At 29.3% G+C, this 18,984-nt stretch carries 22 protein-coding genes; all 22 read left to right on the forward strand.

Translation table 11 applies throughout. The annotated features are described in order from the left end of the window. The first annotated feature begins 221 nt into the window (after positions 1-221). On the forward strand, positions 222-698 hold the full coding sequence (locus RCG18_RS18325; RefSeq protein WP_308037467.1) for a hypothetical protein: 477 nt from the start codon (positions 222-224) through the stop codon (positions 696-698). Positions 699-883: 185 nt separating this feature from the next. Continuing rightward, positions 884-1,018: a cyclic lactone autoinducer peptide gene (locus RCG18_RS18330; RefSeq protein WP_308037468.1), complete on the forward strand. Its 135-nt coding sequence runs from the start codon at positions 884-886 to the stop codon at positions 1,016-1,018. Between the two features lie 107 nt (positions 1,019-1,125). Continuing rightward, positions 1,126-2,982 (forward strand): PAS domain-containing sensor histidine kinase, encoded by a 1,857-nt coding sequence (locus tag RCG18_RS18335; RefSeq protein ID WP_308037469.1) that lies wholly within the window; start codon positions 1,126-1,128, stop codon positions 2,980-2,982. Positions 2,983-3,167: 185 nt separating this feature from the next. Further along, entirely contained in the window at positions 3,168-3,515 is a 348-nt protein-coding gene (locus RCG18_RS18340) for a hypothetical protein (protein WP_308037470.1), read from the forward strand. Positions 3,516-3,716: 201 nt separating this feature from the next. Continuing rightward, positions 3,717-4,832 (forward strand): AAA family ATPase, encoded by a 1,116-nt coding sequence (locus RCG18_RS18345; protein WP_308037471.1) that lies wholly within the window; start codon positions 3,717-3,719, stop codon positions 4,830-4,832. Next, a complete protein-coding gene (locus RCG18_RS18350; RefSeq protein WP_308037472.1) occupies positions 4,820-5,290 on the forward strand; it encodes a DUF5682 family protein in 471 nt (156 codons plus the stop codon). Before RCG18_RS18345 ends, RCG18_RS18350 begins: the two co-directional genes overlap by 13 nt. 50 nt (positions 5,291-5,340) lie before the next feature. Beyond that, complete coding sequence (locus RCG18_RS18355; RefSeq protein WP_374118933.1) at positions 5,341-7,209, forward strand: DUF5682 family protein; 1,869 nt, start codon at positions 5,341-5,343, stop codon at positions 7,207-7,209. 34 nt (positions 7,210-7,243) lie between these two features. Next, the gene (locus RCG18_RS18360; RefSeq protein WP_374118934.1) at positions 7,244-8,332 is read left to right on the forward strand and encodes a VWA domain-containing protein; all 1,089 of its coding nucleotides are present in this window, start codon (positions 7,244-7,246) and stop codon (positions 8,330-8,332) included. Beyond that, positions 8,308-9,540, forward strand: coding sequence for an SWIM zinc finger family protein (locus RCG18_RS18365; RefSeq protein ID WP_308037474.1), 1,233 nt, complete (start codon positions 8,308-8,310; stop codon positions 9,538-9,540). Before RCG18_RS18360 ends, RCG18_RS18365 begins: the two co-directional genes overlap by 25 nt. Next, complete coding sequence (locus tag RCG18_RS18370) at positions 9,503-10,045, forward strand: hypothetical protein (protein ID WP_308037475.1); 543 nt, start codon at positions 9,503-9,505, stop codon at positions 10,043-10,045. Before RCG18_RS18365 ends, RCG18_RS18370 begins: the two co-directional genes overlap by 38 nt. 94 nt (positions 10,046-10,139) lie before the next feature. Then, complete coding sequence (locus RCG18_RS18375; protein WP_308037476.1) at positions 10,140-10,466, forward strand: hypothetical protein; 327 nt, start codon at positions 10,140-10,142, stop codon at positions 10,464-10,466. A 47-nt stretch (positions 10,467-10,513) separates the two neighbouring features. Continuing rightward, positions 10,514-11,077 (forward strand): DUF4375 domain-containing protein, encoded by a 564-nt coding sequence (locus RCG18_RS18380; RefSeq protein WP_308037477.1) that lies wholly within the window; start codon positions 10,514-10,516, stop codon positions 11,075-11,077. 78 nt (positions 11,078-11,155) lie between these two features. After that, the gene (locus RCG18_RS18385; protein ID WP_308037478.1) at positions 11,156-11,824 is read left to right on the forward strand and encodes an SMI1/KNR4 family protein; all 669 of its coding nucleotides are present in this window, start codon (positions 11,156-11,158) and stop codon (positions 11,822-11,824) included. 90 nt (positions 11,825-11,914) lie between these two features. Further along, the gene (locus tag RCG18_RS18390) at positions 11,915-12,379 is read left to right on the forward strand and encodes an SMI1/KNR4 family protein (RefSeq protein WP_308037479.1); all 465 of its coding nucleotides are present in this window, start codon (positions 11,915-11,917) and stop codon (positions 12,377-12,379) included. Positions 12,380-12,411: 32 nt separating this feature from the next. Then, on the forward strand, positions 12,412-13,605 hold the full coding sequence (locus RCG18_RS18395; RefSeq protein ID WP_308037480.1) for a hypothetical protein: 1,194 nt from the start codon (positions 12,412-12,414) through the stop codon (positions 13,603-13,605). Between the two features lie 45 nt (positions 13,606-13,650). Further along, positions 13,651-14,274, forward strand: coding sequence for a hypothetical protein (locus RCG18_RS18400; RefSeq protein ID WP_308037481.1), 624 nt, complete (start codon positions 13,651-13,653; stop codon positions 14,272-14,274). 13 nt (positions 14,275-14,287) lie between these two features. Continuing rightward, a complete protein-coding gene (locus RCG18_RS18405) occupies positions 14,288-15,001 on the forward strand; it encodes a hypothetical protein (protein ID WP_308037482.1) in 714 nt (237 codons plus the stop codon). Positions 15,002-15,086: 85 nt separating this feature from the next. Then, the gene (locus RCG18_RS18410) at positions 15,087-15,941 is read left to right on the forward strand and encodes a YwqG family protein (protein ID WP_308037483.1); all 855 of its coding nucleotides are present in this window, start codon (positions 15,087-15,089) and stop codon (positions 15,939-15,941) included. Between the two features lie 38 nt (positions 15,942-15,979). Then, positions 15,980-16,666 carry an SMI1/KNR4 family protein gene (locus RCG18_RS18415; protein ID WP_308037484.1) on the forward strand — a complete coding sequence of 229 codons (687 nt, stop codon included), beginning with the start codon at positions 15,980-15,982 and terminating at the stop codon, positions 16,664-16,666. A 197-nt stretch (positions 16,667-16,863) separates the two neighbouring features. After that, the gene (locus RCG18_RS18420; RefSeq protein ID WP_308037485.1) at positions 16,864-17,526 is read left to right on the forward strand and encodes a hypothetical protein; all 663 of its coding nucleotides are present in this window, start codon (positions 16,864-16,866) and stop codon (positions 17,524-17,526) included. A 137-nt stretch (positions 17,527-17,663) separates the two neighbouring features. Beyond that, the gene (locus RCG18_RS18425) at positions 17,664-18,443 is read left to right on the forward strand and encodes an ankyrin repeat domain-containing protein (RefSeq protein ID WP_308037486.1); all 780 of its coding nucleotides are present in this window, start codon (positions 17,664-17,666) and stop codon (positions 18,441-18,443) included. A gap of 27 nt (positions 18,444-18,470) precedes the next feature. Further along, positions 18,471-18,965, forward strand: a complete 495-nt coding sequence (locus RCG18_RS18430; RefSeq protein ID WP_308037487.1) for a GNAT family N-acetyltransferase — start codon at positions 18,471-18,473, stop codon at positions 18,963-18,965. The last annotated feature ends 19 nt before the right edge of the window (positions 18,966-18,984 follow it).

The raw sequence follows: 18,984 nt of genomic DNA on the forward strand, positions 1-18,984 counted from the left end.
GAAGAAGAAGGCGTTGTGTGCGGCGGAATTATAATGAAATAAAGATAAAAATATAATTAGAATAAAGTAGACTTAATTTAACAAAGTAAGAAGGAAATTCACAATTAATATCGAATAATACAATATATAGAAAAAAAGTTAAAGTATATGATGAAAGTTATATATTTGTAAAAATAATTATTTATTTCCTGTGAAAAATCATAAAATTATGAAGAAAGGTTATGAAAAATATGATGAAGCTCAATTATATAGAATTTTTTTTAAGATGTATTCCTGAAGCTTTATTGATAATTTGGGGAATATGCATAGTAGCTAGAAAGTCAATTAATATAAAAATTTATATATTTTCCAGTACAATAATGGGGTTAGTGGTTTTTTTTGTAAGAATGCTTCCTATTTATTTTGGAGTACATACGTTCATTGGTGTTGTTTTGATTATATGCACCATGGCTATTATTGGTATGCCGATAGTAAAGTCAATATATGGTACTCTACTTATGTTTTTAATACTCAGCTTAAGTGAATATTTAAATATGACAATATTAAATTTACTAAATGTCAATACAAATATTGAATTTACAAACCCCGTTATGAAATCTGTATTTGGTATTCCATCATTAATTATTACAGGTTTATTTATTATAGTAATTCAACATTTTACAAATAAGGGAAAAAAGTTAAAAAATGTAATCGACTAAAAGAATCACAGTTACCATAAGAAGAAAGGATAGATTAGTTTTAGCTACTTATAAACATAAAAAACAAATTATTTTATTATTTAATCATATCAACTGTAGTATTAATAATGATGCTGTTTATATTACATAAAATATATATTAGTTTCTATTATATTAAAGCTATATTGTTGAAAGGAGGAAGCATCGTGAAAAATAAGGCTATAAAGTTGTTTGCTAGTTTTGCTACGCTAATATGTACATTAGCGGCTTTATCAACTTCAGCTTCAGCTTGTACATGGGCTCTGTATCAGCCAAAAGAGCCTAAGTGTCTTAGGGAATAAAGCATGAAAAATTATAATAAACATTTTTAAGGTAAAGATTACTGATTTTTTAATTGGTGATTTTTACTTTTTATAGATATTTATAGATATGGAAGGGAGACTTATTTATGAAACAGGATATAAATGAAAATGAAAATAATATATTTATGATATTATCTATTATGAAGCTTGCGATAATAGTATTCATTAGTATAATTATATATATTAACATACCAAATAATTGGACATTTTTTAAGATAAAAAATAAAAGTTATTTTAATTCATATAGCACAGAACTACTTCTTTGTTTTTCAGTATTGACTTTTGCAACTTGGGTAATAATTAATTCAAAATTAAAATTAGTAACTAAGGGCTCATGGTTGATTGAAAATATTTTTTTTATATTAATTATATCTTTACCCATATATTTATTTAATGTATATGATAATGAATATAAATATTTATTTTTATTATTAATAATATGTTCAGTTATTAAATATGGATTACGATATGGAATTCTCACCTCACTTTTTTCCTCTATATTTATTCTTGGAGCAGATTTATTATATGCTTCAACAGTTAATGGTATTAATATGAGTTTTCAAAAAGATTTAATAATGGTGGGCATTTTTATTTTTGTTGCATGGATTCTTGGATATTATGTGGAACTAGAAAATGAAAATAAAAGGAAAAAGGACAATCAGCTTAAATTATTAAGTACTAAACTGGAGAAACAGAATACAGAGAGGCGTATTATTGAAGAGTTATTATTGAAAAATAAAATATGCTACGATATATTGTTCGAAAATTCACAAAACGCTATCGTTGTTCATGCTGATGGCAAAATTTTGTATGCAAATAAGAGTGCAGCTAGATTGCTGGGATATGAAGATCCTCTACAATTAAATGATGAATTAGTCTATAAGTATTATTCACAAAATAATATAATGTCTACAAAAGAAAAGTATTTAAATATAGTTAGCGATAAGCTTTCTAAAGTTACATATGAAGAAAACATACTAAACTGCAAAGGTAAATCAATTGCAGTGCGTAATACATCTTCTTTTTTTATATATGAAGGCAAGGCTTCAGTATTGACTTTTTTACTTGATATAACATCAGAAAAAGAAATAGAAACATTAAAGCATGATGTAGAAAAAAAATTAAAACTATTGAATAAATCTAGAGAATTTAATACCCTTATAACAGAGTTTTTTACTAATATCTCTCATGAATTTAAAACGCCAGTTAATGTCATTTCTATTGCTATTCAAACAATGAATGTGTATTTTGAAAATTTTAATATTGATAATATAGATAAATGCAAATCATATTTAAAAATAATGAAACAAAACTGTTTTAGAATGACTAGATTAATAAATAATCTTATGGATATCACTAAAGTTGATTCTGGATTTGTTAAGATGAACAAAAGAAACGATAACATAGTGAGCGTTATTGAAGATATTACTCAGTCCGTAGCAGCTTATGTAAAAAGCAAGGATATAGAACTTATATTTGACACTAATGTTGAAGAAAAAATTATGGCTTTTGACCATGATAAAATAGAGCGGGTAATATTGAATTTACTATCTAACGCTTTTAAATATACTAGTTCTAATGGACATATATATGTAAGTTTAGAAGATAGAGGAGAAAGTGTTATTATTAAAGTTAAAGATGATGGACAAGGTATTCCTCAGGACATGGCTAATGTCATATTTGAACGTTTTGGGCAAGCAAATCGGTCACTTTCAAGACAATGTGAAGGAACTGGAATAGGATTGTATCTTGTTAAATCCTTTGTTGAAATACATGGTGGCAAAATAAGTGTCACTAGCGAAGAAGGAGAAGGCTGTGAATTTACAATAGTATTGCCTGTAGAATTCGTTACTAATGAAAATTATGAAGATAAGGCTTTTTGCGAAAGTAAGGTAGAGAGGATAAATATAGAATTTTCCGATGTATATTCAATATCAACTTAATAGCAGGTATTTGATTACGGTTTGTCTTCATTATTAAAACCTAGGAATACACATGACTGTATTAGGGAAATCTGATACGGTTTTTATATGTTCAGCATGAATTAAGAATACTTTTAGAGTTTTGTAACAAATCTAATAGTTTATGCATACTCTGCTAGTAGATAGAAAGTTAGTAGGAGAGTTATATGGGTAAGCCAAAATTGAAGACAAAACGCTTTACTGTTAATTTAGATGATTATGTTATAGATGCAGCCAAACAAAAAGCGGAAACTATGTTCAGAGGGAATTTGAATAATTATATCAATTGGCTTATATGCAGCAACAATAAGCAGGTAATTAAGAAAAGGATAAAGGAATTAGACCAGGAAGCAGAGAAGAAAAAGCCTAAAGCTATTTCAGATACAGATAAAACAGCGATGTACAATAATATCTGTGATTACTGCAGTGAGCCTATTTATCAGGGAGACGATATCTGCAAAGCTGAGGGTTATGAAAACTATATCCATAAAAAATGCTGTAGGAAAGAGGAATAATTTTTATAGAAGTTAAATAAAAGAACTGTAGGTAGATTTTTAATTAATCTGCTGCAGTTTTTTTGTTTATATACATTTGAATGTGGGTAGTTGGTTAGGAATAAATTTAAGAAATTATAAAAAATATCGAAAATAGTAAATATATAACTAAATATAAAATGAGTAATTAAATTAACTATATATTACATTTGGGGGATTGAAATGAAAAATTTAAATGCTTTAAAACCACCAGTAGAAATTTTTTATGAGGAAGAGCTTAGAGCTTTAGAAGAAAATGATAATGAGCCTAAACCTAAAAATTGGAGGTTGTCTCCAAAGGCTGTAAAGACTTTTATATTAGGAAGCAGCAGAGCTATTGAATATAATGACAAAAAGATTAAGATAAAGAAAAAGTTTTATGGAGATGATAGTCTTATAGAAAGATGCATAATAACTTTAGCAGGAAATAGAGGACTTATGCTGGTAGGAGAGCCTGGAACTGCAAAGACTATGCTTAGCGAGCTTTTAAGTGCAGCTATTAGTGGTACAAGCACTAATACAGTACAGGGAACAGCAGGAACTACAGAGGACATGATTAAGTATAGTTGGAATTATGCCATGCTTTTAGGTAAAGGACCTACCGAGGAGGCATTAGTACCTTCACCTCTTTATGTAGGTATGAGCAAAGGTATAATAACTAGATTTGAGGAAATAACCAGATGCCCTTCAGAGGTACAAGATAGTCTAATAAGTATAGTTAGTGATAAGGTTTTAAATATACCAGAATTAGGTGATGAAGGATTACTATTTGCACAACCAGGTTTTAATATTATTGCTACAGCTAATATAAGAGATAAGGGCGTAAATGAAATGAGTAGTGCCCTTAAAAGAAGATTTAACTTTGAAACTATATTTCCTATAAATGATGTCTCTTTAGAAGCTAAAATTATTGAACAAGAAGTGCAAAAGTTAGTAGAAGAGTCAGATGTTAAGGTGAAAATAGATAGGGATGTGGTCAATCTATTAGCAACTACTTTCCACGAGTTAAGAGAAGGAGTTACAGCAGAAGGAAGTAGAATAGATAAACCAGCTGCAGTTATGAGTACTGCTGAAGCTGTATCTGTGTGCTATCAAACAGCAATGAGTGCTTATTACTATGACAAGTCAAAAATGAAGGTAGATTCAATGGTACAAAATATATTAGGAACTGTAGTTAAAGAAAGCAGAGAAGATATAGACAAACTAAAAAATTACTTCAATATAATTGTAAAATCTAAAAGCTTAAAAGAAGGTGGATTATGGAAGGAATTTTACGAGGCAAGGAAATGGATAAAATAGATGAGATATACAAAAGAGCTTATGATTTATCAAGTAATGTAGTATATTTTCCTGTTAGACACCACAGTCCTGCTTGTTCTTTTCATTTAAAAAAAGTAATAGATGTTTATAAGCCACAGGTTATCTTGATAGAAGGACCTTCAGATGCTAATTCTGTAATACCTTATATTGGTGATGAGGACACAGAGGCACCTGTATGTATTTACTATAGTTATACAGATGAAAAGAAAATGGTGACAGAAGGAGGAGAAAAGTATAAATGCTATTATCCTTTTTTAGACTATTCTCCAGAGCTTTTGGCTATAAGAGAGAGTAAAAAAAGAAATATTTTAGCTGAATTCATAGACTTACCTTATGCAGAAATATTAATAAATAGTGAGGAAGGAAAAGGTCTTAGAAAAACTGAAGAAAAGAATTCTTATAATGATGATTATTTATTTCAAAAAGTAAGTTCATAAATTCTCTTTGTGAAAAACAAGGCTGTAGAAGCTTTAATGAACTATGGGAAATGTTATTTGAAATAGATGGACTAAAAATAGAAACAGAGAGTTTTATGAAAAATATGATTGCCTTTTGTTATCTTTCTAGATGCTTTGAAAGTGAAGAAATGCTTAAGGAAGATGGATGTATTGCTAGAGAAAAATACATGGCTTCAAAAGTAAAAGAATTTACTTCAAAGTATAATAAAATTTTAGTAGTAACAGGAGGATTCCATACCTCAGGACTTATACAGCTCTCAAGTGAAAATATAGAGATTAAGTTACATAACATTAGTGAAAAAAATGTAGGAGCTTATGCTATGATATATTCCTTTGAGGAAAGTGATCAGTTAAATGGTTATGCTAGTGGAATGCCTTATCCAGCTTTTTATCAAAGAATATGGAATAACTTATGTGAGGAGATTGAAAATCCATATGAAAAGGCTGTATTGCATTTTATAGTAAGGTGTGGAAGAAACATAAGAAACTCAGTAGGTGGTTTGTCTACTGCAGATGAAATTGAAGCACTAAGTATGGCAAAAGGGCTTCAAAAGCTTAGAAGTAAATCAGAATGTGGAGTTTATGAACTGCAAGACGCAATAAGAGCTACTTATATAAAAGGTGAGCTGAACATGGCATCGGATGCTCCACTATTAGATTTGCTTAAGCTCTTAAGAGGTAGAGGTATGGGACGTCTTTGCAACAATGCAAAAGTACCTCCTATTGTTTTAGATTTTAGAGAGCTTTGCAGCAGATATAAGATAAAAGTTAACAGTACTTTGAAGCAGGAACTAGTGCTAGATCTTTATAAAAGCAATAAGCATAAAGAAATAAGTGAATTTCTTCATAGAATGAAATTTTTAAATGCAGGTTTTTGTTTAAATGTTAAAGGACCAGATTTTATAAATAAAAAAGATGTAAATCTTATAAGAGAAACTTGGAATTACAAATGGAGCGTTAACTTAGAAAGTAGCCTCATTGAAAATTCAGTCTATGGTGGAACAGTAAAAGAAGCAGTAGAATCCTTACTCTTGAAGAAGCTGTCTAGTAATTCAAGTGATAGTGGCGCTATGTCTGAGGGGCTTATAGAAGCTTTTATGATGGGATACAAAGATATTATTTTAAATGCTTTATCCACTATAAAAGATATAGTTATAAATGACAACAATTTCTATTCTGTAGCTGAATGTACGTATAATATATATTTTTTACACAGCGGTAATATATTATTTTCAGCTTCACAGGATGAAAATATAAGTAAGCTTTTAGTTCAATGTTATAACAAAGCTGTGACTTTAGTTCCAGAGCTTTATGCAGTACCAGAAGAAGAGGAAAATAAGATTATAGATAAGCTTAAAAATTTATATCATATATGTTTAGAACCAGAATTTGAAGCTCATATAGATATCTTTAAAGAGGCTCTATGGACTATTATAAATAAAAGTTCTCCCAATGCAGCATTAGAGGGGGCAGCTTTAGGCTTACTGCTTGGATTTAATGAAGTGGACACTTCCTACATATTAAAAAAGGCAGAAGGATATCTCTATGGTACTGGAGAGAAATTTTTAAATTCTGCTGCTTTCTTAAAAGGATTATTTTCTACTGCAAGAGATGTAGTTTTAAGTGAAGAAAAAATGATTATAGGAATAGACAATGTCTTAAGGAATCTTAATGAAGAGGATTTTTTAAGACTTTTACCTGAACTTAGACTTTCTTTTAGTTTCTTTGCACCTAATGAAATAAATCAAATAGGTAAGAGCATAAGCGAACATTATGATATAAGTGAAAGAAAGCTATTTAATGTAGAGGCAGTAGATCCTGAAGAATTAAATTTAGCTTTAGAACTTGATAAGTTTGGCAAAGAAGCTTTAAGGGAGTTGGGATTATTAAATGAGTAAGGATATAAGCACTATTAACAGGTGGAGACTGGTTTTGGGCAAGTATTCTAGCAATCACTTAACTTTTTCTGAAGATAATATAAACTATGCGGATATGGATACTTTACTGGAATTTTTATATGAAAGAGAGTATGGAGAAGAAAGAGGAGTAAGAAGTGATAAAAGAGCTGGTTCTTTGGATCCATCTAACCTTACGGTGCCTCAGTGGATCACAAAGATAAAAGAATTATTCCCAAAAGAAACGGTAGAAATATTAGAAAAACATGCTTTAGATAAATATAACTTAAAGGAATTGCTTACAGATAAAACTGTCCTTGAAAAGTTAGAACCAAATCCAGAGCTTTTAAAAAGTATTCTTCAAATGAAACATCTTATGAAGGGCGAAGTTTTAGAAACAGCAAAGAAAATAGTAAAAGCTACAGCAGAAGAAATAGCTAAAAAGCTAGAACAAGATGTAAAAACAGCTATTAATGGTAGACTAGATAGAAATAAATATGGTGGGATAAAGTCTTCTCGAAACATAGACTTCAAAAGAACCATAAAACACAATTTGAAAAATTTTGATAGAGAGTTAAACACTCTTGTGGTGGATAGAGTTTATTTTAATAAGAGAGTAAAACCTTCTAATCCATGGAATGTAATAATTGCAGTAGATGAAAGCGGCAGTATGTTAGATTCAGTTATTCATAGTGCCATTATGGCTGGAATATTTTCTAAATTGCCTATGTTAAAAACAAATCTAGTTATATTTGATACAGAAATAGTTGATCTTACAGAGTATGTAGAGGATGTTGTACAAACTCTAATGAGTATTCAATTAGGAGGAGGAACTAATATATCTAGAGCACTTCAATATTGTAATGGATTGATGGAAAATCCTCATAAAACTATAGTGATATTGGTGACAGACCTTTATGAAGGCGGAAGTTATGGAACTATGTATGCTAGAGCAAAGGATATAGTTGAGTCTGGAGCAAGACTTATAATACTTCCTGCTTTAGGTATAGATGCAGAGCCTATATATGATAGAGGTGCTGCAGAAAAAATGGCAGCTCTAGGTGCTAAGGTGGCTGCGGTAACTCCAGGAGGGCTTGCAAAATGGATAGCACAGATAATTTCTTGAAGAAAATAGGAGAGTTTTTATTAGCTATAGATGATGAATTCTTAATAGGAATAAGTAATAAAGGTATATTTAATAGAGCTAAAAAGGATTTGGAAAAATCAGGAGAAATAAAAGTAGTAGTAGAAGGCACAACATTAAAATGTATTTTAGAAGATGGAACAGAGTGTATCATAAATGAGGACATTAAAGCTTATAAATGTTCCTGTCCTTCAAGGACTATATGTAAGCACGTAATTATGTGCTATTTGTATATAAGCAGAGAGCCAAAATCTATGATTTTGTGCGAGTCGCTTACTCATTCGACGGAGGAGAAGGAGTTTCATTTATTAAATAAGAAGGAAGAGGGCACAAAGTTTAATTTTGGTAAACTTTTAAATATAGATATCGAAAGTCTATCAAAACTGCTAGGAGAAAAGGATTTCGATGAAATAGTAAAAAGAATAAATTTTGGTGTACAGGTAGAAATAGAAGAAACTTCTCTGCTTACTATAAGGTTCAAAGATGAAGAGTATAAGGTTAAGTTAATTCCAAATACTAAAGAAACAATCTCGCCTAAAGAAATTTTAGAAGAAGCTATATGTTCCTGCAAAAGTAAAGATATATGTAGGCATAAGGTAGAAGCTGTAATTCATTATGAAATTTTTAGAGGTTTTATAAAAAAAGAAGATTTAGCTATTTTAAATAAAAAATCTAAAGTTGAAAAAACACTTTTGATTGAAGGTGTACTTCTGGTTAAAAAACTTATGGAAGAGATTTTATTTATAGGAGTATCTAGGCTTCCAGAAAATATTATAGATAAAGTAGAGAGTACGGCGGTATTATGCCACAATTACAATATACCTAATTTAGAAAAAATGCTTAGAAGCGTTAAAAGCGAAATAGAACTTTATATGAATAAAAACGCCTCCTTTTCAATAGCTTCCTTAAGAAAAAGGATAGGTTATATATACACTACTGCTTTAGCTATAGAAAATTGTAAGGACGAAAATAAGCTTTATAAATTATGTGGAGAACATAAATCCGCTTATTATGATATACCACCAATTATCTTATATGGTATAGGAGCAGAAGCTTGGAGTTCTAAATCAGGATACGAGGGAGTTACATATTACTATTTTGAAGAAACTAGAGGAAAACTACTTACTTATACGAACTCAAGACCAACCTATTATGATACAAAAAAGAAGCTATGGAATTGCTTACAGTGAAGTCCCAAGCTGGGGTATAGAAGGTAGTTTAGAGGAAATATCTCAATATGCAATAAAGCTTACTAAGGGCAAAATTAATGATGAGGGAAGAATCTCCTCCAGTGAACAAAGTAAAGGGGAGCTTTTAGAAAAAAATGACATATATAAGTTGAATTTTAAAGAGTTATTTATAGATAACTGGCAGAAGCTTTTAAAAGTTTACTCTAAAGAAAATAGAAATATGTATATTATTAAGATTGCAAGCTATGAAAAAAGTTATTTTGACAACATAAATCAAAGATTTATATTGCCTATTTATGATGAAGAAAAAAATATGCTTTATATAGAGATAGATTATTCTAAAGAGAAAAAAAGAATGATACAAAAGTTTGAAAGAATGGAAAGACTGAAAAAATATTCTGATAGAATTCTTGTACATGCTTACTTAAAGGAAGGTCAGATTAGAGTGACACCTATTGTAGCCTATTATGAAGATGGAAATATGGTGAACTTAACCATGAATTAAAGGCTAGTTATCATGCACTATACGCTAACCAAGGATGTTTTTTTATACTTAAAGACATTCTATCTAACTAATAAATGTTGTAAGGAGAGCTTTTATGGGAAAATACGATAATTTATACTTGCTTATTCAAGATGTTGAAGGACTAATGGATAGTATGCTCATAAGTGGTTTTAATGTAGTAAATACAGGATTATTAGATACTATGACTGAGATTTATGAAAACTGTGAAAGAGTTGGATTAAGTTTTGCAGCTGAAACCCTTAAAGAAATTATACAAGCTCAAGAGAAAAAAAGACATGATATGAACTATAACTATAAAGAAATTATAAGTAATTACTTTTTGTTAAGTAATTATATAGAGATTATTAAAAGCAAACTAGAGTTAGAAAAAGCAAAAAGAGATATGGAGTTAAGTAAATAAGGCAACTGCCTCAAGAACAGAAATGAATGAAAATTGGGGAGGGTAGCATGGATAACAATAGAGAAATATTAAAAAATTTGATGTCAATTGATAACATAGAGAAAATGTCAGCAGCAGATATAATAGATGATATTGCATCTAATTTATATAATGAGGAAAATTTTCATATTAAAAAACCAGATGTGTTTAATAGAATTCCTTTAATTATAAAAGATATTATTTTATTAATAGATTTTGATATTGAAGTAAATATGAATGGCATATTAGGGTTTTTAGAAAATTCTACAGGGTTATTTTTAAATGAAACTATAGATGCATTGGAGCGAATTGATGCATATGAGGATATGAAAATATTGAAAAATATAGCAGCTATAATGAAAAGATATAATACTAGCACCTATGATTTAAGAGAGAATGTTAATAATGGAAGTTTATATGAAATAACAAGCTTTATTGAAACCCATGGTGATGACTATGATGAAATGGCAGATGAAATAATAATGGAAGCAGATAAACTGTATATTGGAAATCCCGATAGAAATATATTTGATAATTTAGAAATTTACATAGAAAAGTATAAGAAGGAATTGGTTGCAGAAATTCTAAGGTAAATTTATGATTTGAAAGGATTTAATTAAATCATAAAATAATGATAAAAATTAATTTTATTGGAAGGTAAATGATATATTATGGACAAGCATAAAATAATTATAAATAAAATACAAAATTATTTAATTAAAAATGGATTTGATGAGGATAAAATAAACAATGCATTCTCACCTTGTTTAGATAAGGAAAAACTAAAGCCTCTAACAGATTTACATAATTTTTTTAGTTACTGGTCATCTATATTTTATGAAGAAGATGGTGAGCTTTTAGCATTGAAGAATTATAATATGCCTAATAATGTGATTAGTTTTTATGAAAGCTTTGAACCAGGAGAAATTCCTCAATTAGGTGGTGGGGTAGACTTACTAGATCTTAATGGTATTAAGGAAGAGAATTGCAATCTTTCACCAGGAGCCTATCTTATTCAATATGGGCTTATTACGTTTGCTACTACAGTTGGTGGGAATGTAATTTGTATGGACTTAAATACAATAAATAATGGTGAACCAAGAATAATCTATGCAGATAAGTCATGGTTTTTATTTAATGAACAAGAACGTAAGTTAGAGTTTAGTTTTTATCCTTTTGAAATACAAGAGGAAGATGAATTTTTAACACAAAGCATTATAAAAAAGTATATGCCGGAAATTAGTAGTACATTTACTGAATTTCTTGAAATGTTGTGTTCAGAAGATGAGTGGGATGCTGAAGATTATTATGAAAAGGTTGGAAATAAGGTTGAAAAATAGAGAGTGGTTACAAATGAACAATTGGATTTCAATTAATTTAGTTTAATACACTTGAGAAATAACATTAATAAAAGGAAAAGGTGATTATTGTTGAGATACAAAGAAGAAATTAGTTTTTTAGAAAAGGTTGAAGATAAAAAGAAAGCTGAAATGAATGAGCGTAAAAAGTGGACAGATGAAGAAACAACGGAATTAAGCCTGCAGTATCCAGGTATTCCAGAAGATTATTTAGACTATCTTAAGGAAATAGGAACAGGATCATTTAGGGAATGTCAATTTATAGTTCATGGAGCTTTAGAAACTATAGAGGATCTTACAGGGTATGATTTGTATGATTTGTATGATTTGGAAGATAAGAAATTTTTAGTTTTTGGAGATAACTATAGTGGTGATTTTTCAGGATTTCTTATTGAAGATGAATGGAAGGTTGCTGAATTTTGGCATGAAAGTGAAGAGCTGCATATTACTGGACAAACCTTTCAACAATACATAAGAAATCAGATGTTGATGGACGAAAGTGGTGGAGATAGAAGAATAAAAGTCACTAGTATATAGGAATTAAACCTAGATAAAGAGGAGAGGAATAAATGAACAATGAATTAAAAGTAATATTAGATGACTTTTCTAGTTTTATGAAAACACCTTTTAAAAATATTAGTGATGTAAAGGATAAAAATAAGTTTTTTTATAAAGATGAGATTATAAATTTAGTTAAGTATTGTAATGAAAACAAACATAAAATAGATGAAGTGTTAACAAAAGTATCAGATGAATTTAATGAATATGATAGTTTAAAAGCAAATCTTCTTTGTCATGTATGTGGTGCTTTGGTAGAGTTTGGTGGTAATCAGGATATAGTAATTTCACATGTAATTCAAAAGCTTAAAGAAGCGTTAATGTGGATAGTATCAGCTCAAATTAATCATGAAATTGATAATAGAAAAAAGGTATACATATATGTAAGTTTTGCATCTATAGATTATTTAATAATGACAGCTATGACAATGCTCTCAAGAAACTCTTTAGAAAGAGAAAAATTTAAGAATGATAAAGATATTCAGATTTTAATAGATACGATTAGTTCAGAGATTGGAGAAAACATATACTATCTTAAGAAGATAATGGAACTTACAGATAACCTAGAAATTATTGTAATACATCCGAATAAAAAGAAAGGATATAAAGTTAAAGTAGACGGGGTACAAAACTATTTTCACTTCTTTACTTTACTTCAAGGTGAACTCATAGAAAAAGTTAGTTATGAGTTAGGAGTGGATAAAGCTTTATTAAATAAAAATGCAGTAGATGTGGCAAGAGCAGCAAAAGTTCCTGATAGCTCTGAAAAAGCAGAAGACAAGGCCATATTTAGCTATTATATATGGACTGCTCTTAGCTCTGACAAAACACTAAGTCAAAATGTGCCACCTGAACAGTGGATTTATGGGGAATTATTTCCTAAACATACACCAACAATTCTTGGTGAAAAGGTAGTATTAATTGGAGATAATGTATTAGCAGAGCGTAGCTGGGATAGATCATTTTTTTCTCCACTGCATGATGCACTAAAATCACAGGTTTCAATCTTATCACATTTAACTGAGCCTGAAGTTGAAGAGTGGCTGCATAAGATAGTTTTGGAAAAAGGTAAAATAAAACAAACTAGTACAAGTAATGAAAGTGCTAAAGAAATAAAAGACGATGAAGAAGTAGAAATAGAAACTAAGGTTGAAAATAATGAAAAAGGTTTTAAGAAATTTTTTAAAAAGTTATTTAATAAATAGTTGTTAAAAGTACGAGTTATGTTAAAAAGAAAGGAAGTGTCTTAAATGGGACTATTTTTAGCAATGTCAGGAGTAATTGGTAAGGATACAAGAGAAGTAACGAAAGCCTTAAAGGAATATACCAATCTGAAAAAAGGCACTATAGAAGAAGTATCGCCAGAGAATGAAGCTTTTAATTTGTGTGTTATTGGTGGAAATGGTAAAAATACTACTATAGTTTATCCAGATGACTTTATTGAGTGGGATGAGGCATCAGAATATTTATCCAGAGTATTGAATACAAGTGTATTTTCATTTCATATTCATGATGGCGATCTTTGGATGTATGTTTTTTATAACTGTGGTAATGTTGAGGATCGGTTTAACCCTGTTCCAGACTATTGGCAGGAGTTATCCTCAGAGGAAATAGAGGAATGGAGGGGTGATCCAGAAATTATTTGCAATTTTGTAAAGGGCACTTCAGTACAGAATATTAAAAATTATTATAAGTTTTGGGATGAGTATGATGAAAGTGAGGAAAAAGCTTACGAAGAAGATGAGTTTTGCTTTGGAGAAGACTGGCAAATTATAGACTTTATGAATAAGGTTAATATTATATATCCCTTTGAGAATGATACTGGATTTCCAATAGGAAAAACTTATAAATTTGTGATTCCAGATGAATTATAAAGGAGATATAAAAATGAAATATGAAGAACTTAACAGCATATATAAAACTCATATACCTTTAGAGATTTTAGAAGTGCTAGAGAATCATAGTCACAAACAAGAGCAAAGTGAATTTTTTATCAGATTAATGGAAATAGACGAAATATTAGAAATGAAAGATTTTTTAGATAAGCTTAAGGTATTTAGAAACTTAATACCAATATGGGCAGATGATAACTCTAACTATATTTGTATGTATTATTCGGGACCATTAAAGTATAGAATTTGTTATTTAAATCATGAAGAAACTGATATTTCACCTCAATATAGAACTATACAAGCATTTGTTACTGAACTTGAAAAAGATGAGGAGTGTGACTGGGAAGAATTAATAAAAGATTATCCTGATAGAGATAAAATGAATAGAAATGACGTAGAGGCAGATTTAAGTTCAATTAAGGAGTTAAATTCAGTGCTGGATAATAATGATTTGGATGAGGATTTGAGAACTCAAATAATATATTCTATATTAGCGTTAACTCCGTATGATCATTTAAATAGTATAGTTAAATACTTAGATGATGAAGATGACTATGTACAAGAAAGAGCATGTGACATAGTTGGATTCCACAGGTATAGTCCAGCTATCAATAAGCTAAGAGAACTTTGTATAAGTGGAATGGTTAATGTGCCAGGAGCAGCGGAAAGGGCATTGAGAAAAATGGGAAATAGTAAAGAGGAACTGTAGTATAAGTTAGACAACTGGTATAGCTCTCTATTAGATAGATTTGATAAAAAAGTAATAAATGAAGTAATAAATATTAAAGGTGATAATGTATGTAAAAAATCATTTTTGGATTTTTCAAGAAAAAAATAAGCAGCCAGTACAGAAAGGTCTTAGTGATAAGAAGGGGAGAAGTAGAGTGTTATCTAATAATTTAAAATTAAAATTAAAAGATGTTATAGAAAAAAATAATTTAAATGACATTGAATCTTTAATGTTTAAAGATTCGGAGACGTGTTTTAGTATATGTATTGAAGAAAAAGAAGATTACATAGCAACCGGAAATAGTAGAATTGCTGGTTATCCAGATTTGCCTCCATCTATACAATGGCCAGTTGAAGATGACAACTATTATACATTTATCGCTCAAATAAATTTATCGGAACTTCCAGAAAACAATATCACTTTTTTACCTAATAAAGGTATAATATATTTTTTTCTTGGATTTGATGATATGGCATCAGATGTAGAGCATAAAGTGCTTTATTATAATGGAGATTTATCCATGCTAAAAAAGACTATGCCACCTGAAGGCAAAGAGGAAGTAGACTTTGAAAACCGTGATTTTACAGCATATAAAATTTCATTTGAAGAAGATATATCAATATCCACTGATAGTGAAACTGCTGATTTATTATTTGAAAATAATGAAGATATTTATGATATGTTTTGTGCCGGACGGGATATGCTGTGGGGACATCCTGAAACTATTTATGGCGGTAATCCTTGTGAAGAACTTGATGAAAATGGAGATAAAAGATGGCACTTACTTCTTAAGCTTACATCCATAGATGAAGTAGGAATGTGTTGGTGGGATGCAGGTTATTTAGAGTTTTTAATTGATACTAAGTATTTGAGCAAATTAGATTTTTCTGAAACCCAAGCTTGCATAGAAACTAGTTAGGATGAATTAATATGAAATAATAGAAAGAGGAAGAATTAATGGGAAATAAGCAATATAACTTAAGTCCATATACATTATTAAGTAAATTATATAATAACAATATTGAAGGCTTTTCAGAAGAAGAAATATCCAAAGCTGAAAAACGTTTAAACATAAAATTGCCGAAGCTATTAAGAGATTATTATTTATATTATGGAAAACTAAATATTAATAGTAGTCTACATAGAATTTTTTCGCCAGATGAGCTTGATTTTTCGTATAGTTACTTAATGAAAGAAGTAGAAGATAATGAGATAGAAACTACTATGGAAGACTTAGAACAAACAAAAAATTATTTATTGTTCTGGGTAGAGAATCAGGGTTGTTGGTATCAAGGAATAGATATTGAAGATATAGAAGATGATAATCCAAAGGTTTATATAACAACTAATGATGATTTATTTAAATGGGCTCTTTGCTCAAATTCTTTCTATTCTCACATATTAAGTATGATAGATGAACAACTGCAGGATAGTGATTTAGAATATAAAGATGTATCTAAAGAAGATATTCCACTAATTTTAAAACAAAATGAAATTGATACAAAAAAATTAATATCTACTATAAATCATCATAATAGTGTACATGTTGTTACGTGTTGGGATGCAGAGAAGAAAAGACTATTTTATTTTATAAGGGAAAAAGAAGAATTAGAAAGTTTAAGGATTATATCAGCTCAAAATTAATTACTAATAATGTTGGATATAGATTAATATAACTGTATATTTATTTCGCTATATTCTTAGTATGTTTATTAACTTTAAAATAGCGATAATTAGACAATAGTAAATGAACAAGACATATGAAAGATATAAAACAACTCAATAAATAGTAATTTATCGAGTATATTGTAGAACTACACATTGAAATTTGGAGGTAAATAATGAATGAAATAATTAGCATAGATAAAATTCTATATAGTAAGGTTTCTTTAGAAAAGGATTATCGGGAAGAAACAAATAAATTAGGGTGGGGGGATTATACTGATGTTTTATATTCTTTTCTTGGAGTTTTTGTTGTGGGTCTAAAGGTATATTGTGGTTCAAATGAATATGCTAATTTAAAAAAAATATTGGATAAAGAAATACAAATTAATGGGCATCAAAGAGAATATAGTTGGAATTTTATTAGGACCTTTGTTAAGCATTATTCTGAACAAGATAAGGATAATAAAATTAAGATTGCTGTCGATGAATTAAAAAATCTTAAAGAAATGAAAGAATTTATTAATGTCTATAATTCAATAGGAAATGTTTTTCCTATATGGCCAGGAGGTAATATACATAGAGGTACAAATGGATGTTATGATATTCCCGATATCTATTTTAACAAAGGAGATATCCGTAACTATTCCGAGCACTTTTTTAATACATTTTGTACAAGTAATTTTATGGAAAAAATTATAGATGGAGATTATTGTACTTTTACTCCTAACTCAATACTGAATTTTGACAGAGAAGAGTATAGGAAATTCTTAATTCATATTCATGATACGATATGCGAAAGAGAAGAAAAAATAAATATCACATTAAAATTATTGGAATAATTCTTTATACTCATAAATTTCAATTTGTCTGATTTAAAAAAATTAGTGGTTTACTTAATGCATATCTTTTTCATTATACGACTTAACTATTGAAAAAAGATAAGAATAATCTTTATTGAATAAGGAGCAATTAAAAAATGAGACTAAGTAAAGAAGAAATAGAAAAGTGTAATGACCCTAGTGAACTTGGAAATATGTTAAGACAAGCAGCAAAGGAAGGGGAGCTAGATTTAGTTAAACTGATTATAAGTAAAGGCTCAGCAGATATAAATTACAATGGCAAGGATAAGGCATTTGTATGTAATTCTACCCCACTGCAGTGGGCTGTAATTAGTGGAAATTTAAATGTTGTTAAACTTTTATTAGAAAATGGTGCAAATGTATCAATAACTGATAAATGGGGATATAGACCTTTTAATGAAGCAGTAGAGGCAGCTAATGATAGATGGGGGTATAGAGCTCTTGATGAATCCATAGGAAAATATGATAAGGAAATACTGGAGATTATTAAAATTCACGAGCCCAAAGAATGGCATCAGCGTGAATGGTGTATACAAAGCTTGAAAAGCTTTGAGTTACCTGATGAGGTTATTGAATTTTTAGGCTCTGAAAATAGGAAAATAGATTTAAAAGAATCTGAGTGGACAAATTATGTTGAATTTTATGCTCTTGATGAGGTAAGAGTATTTAAATGGAATGACATGACATTTGTTGATTTGGTATACGATGTAGATGATTATGACAATATAGGAGTAATGTCCTGGATACCAGAACATAAAAGTTTTGCATGTCTAGATATGGAACATGCAAAGTTTGGTTTTATTCCAGGGCTGACATGGAGCGAATTTATGGCAAGTCCTGCTAGGTATATCGATGGATCATTATCATGGGAATTTTGTGAAGATGATGATGAGTAGCTTTATATAATGGGAGGGAGTGGAGCTATGAAAATCAGAAAAGCAGAACTTGGAGATTTAAAAGAAATTATGGACATCTTTAGTAATGCAATTAGTACAATGAATAATAACAATATACACCAATGGGACGGAATATATCCTACCGAGGATATTATTAAGCAAGATATATTAAAAAGGCAAATGCATGTTGGAATTAAAGATAATACTATTGCTTCTGTTGTAGTTGTTAATGATGAATTTGACGAACAGTACAAAAATGGTAATTGGAAATATAGCAATGAAAGATTTGCTGTAATACATCGATTATGTGTTAATCCAATTTATCAAAATCAAAAAATAGGAAAAAATACAATGCTTATGATTGAAGATTTATTAAAGAAAGAAGGAATAGACTGTATTAGATTAGATGCTTTTTCTCTAAATCCATATGCATTAAAAATGTATGAAAAGCTTGGATATGAAAAGGTTGGAGAAACAAACTGGAGAAAAGGATTGTTTTATTTGTTTGAGAAGAAACTATAGTATGTTTTTTAAAATCTAG

This window comes from Clostridium sp. OS1-26 (assembly GCF_030915445.1).
Classification (GTDB): Bacteria; Bacillota; Clostridia; order Clostridiales; family Clostridiaceae; genus Clostridium_AM.

Bases quoted from the DNA above. Each gene is read 5' to 3' on its own strand.
- RCG18_RS18385 (WP_308037478.1), top strand. From the start codon at position 11,156: ATGGACAAGCATAAAATAATTATAAATAAAATACAAAATTATTTAATT.
- RCG18_RS18335 (WP_308037469.1), top strand. From the start codon at position 1,126: ATGAAACAGGATATAAATGAAAATGAAAATAATATATTTATGATATTA.
- RCG18_RS18345 (WP_308037471.1), top strand. From the start codon at position 3,717: ATGAAAAATTTAAATGCTTTAAAACCACCAGTAGAAATTTTTTATGAG.
- RCG18_RS18350 (WP_308037472.1), top strand. From the start codon at position 4,820: ATGGATAAAATAGATGAGATATACAAAAGAGCTTATGATTTATCAAGT.
- RCG18_RS18370 (WP_308037475.1), top strand. From the start codon at position 9,503: ATGATACAAAAAAGAAGCTATGGAATTGCTTACAGTGAAGTCCCAAGC.
- RCG18_RS18400 (WP_308037481.1), top strand. From the start codon at position 13,651: ATGGGACTATTTTTAGCAATGTCAGGAGTAATTGGTAAGGATACAAGA.
- RCG18_RS18365 (WP_308037474.1), top strand. From the start codon at position 8,308: ATGGATAGCACAGATAATTTCTTGAAGAAAATAGGAGAGTTTTTATTA.
- RCG18_RS18380 (WP_308037477.1), top strand. From the start codon at position 10,514: ATGGATAACAATAGAGAAATATTAAAAAATTTGATGTCAATTGATAAC.
- RCG18_RS18430 (WP_308037487.1), top strand. From the start codon at position 18,471: ATGAAAATCAGAAAAGCAGAACTTGGAGATTTAAAAGAAATTATGGAC.
- RCG18_RS18410 (WP_308037483.1), top strand. From the start codon at position 15,087: ATGTATGTAAAAAATCATTTTTGGATTTTTCAAGAAAAAAATAAGCAG.
- RCG18_RS18375 (WP_308037476.1), top strand. From the start codon at position 10,140: ATGGGAAAATACGATAATTTATACTTGCTTATTCAAGATGTTGAAGGA.
- RCG18_RS18325 (WP_308037467.1), top strand. From the start codon at position 222: ATGAAAAATATGATGAAGCTCAATTATATAGAATTTTTTTTAAGATGT.
- RCG18_RS18415 (WP_308037484.1), top strand. From the start codon at position 15,980: ATGGGAAATAAGCAATATAACTTAAGTCCATATACATTATTAAGTAAA.
- RCG18_RS18340 (WP_308037470.1), top strand. From the start codon at position 3,168: ATGGGTAAGCCAAAATTGAAGACAAAACGCTTTACTGTTAATTTAGAT.
- RCG18_RS18425 (WP_308037486.1), top strand. From the start codon at position 17,664: ATGAGACTAAGTAAAGAAGAAATAGAAAAGTGTAATGACCCTAGTGAA.
- RCG18_RS18395 (WP_308037480.1), top strand. From the start codon at position 12,412: ATGAACAATGAATTAAAAGTAATATTAGATGACTTTTCTAGTTTTATG.
- RCG18_RS18405 (WP_308037482.1), top strand. From the start codon at position 14,288: ATGAAATATGAAGAACTTAACAGCATATATAAAACTCATATACCTTTA.
- RCG18_RS18355 (WP_374118933.1), top strand. From the start codon at position 5,341: ATGTTATTTGAAATAGATGGACTAAAAATAGAAACAGAGAGTTTTATG.
- RCG18_RS18420 (WP_308037485.1), top strand. From the start codon at position 16,864: ATGAATGAAATAATTAGCATAGATAAAATTCTATATAGTAAGGTTTCT.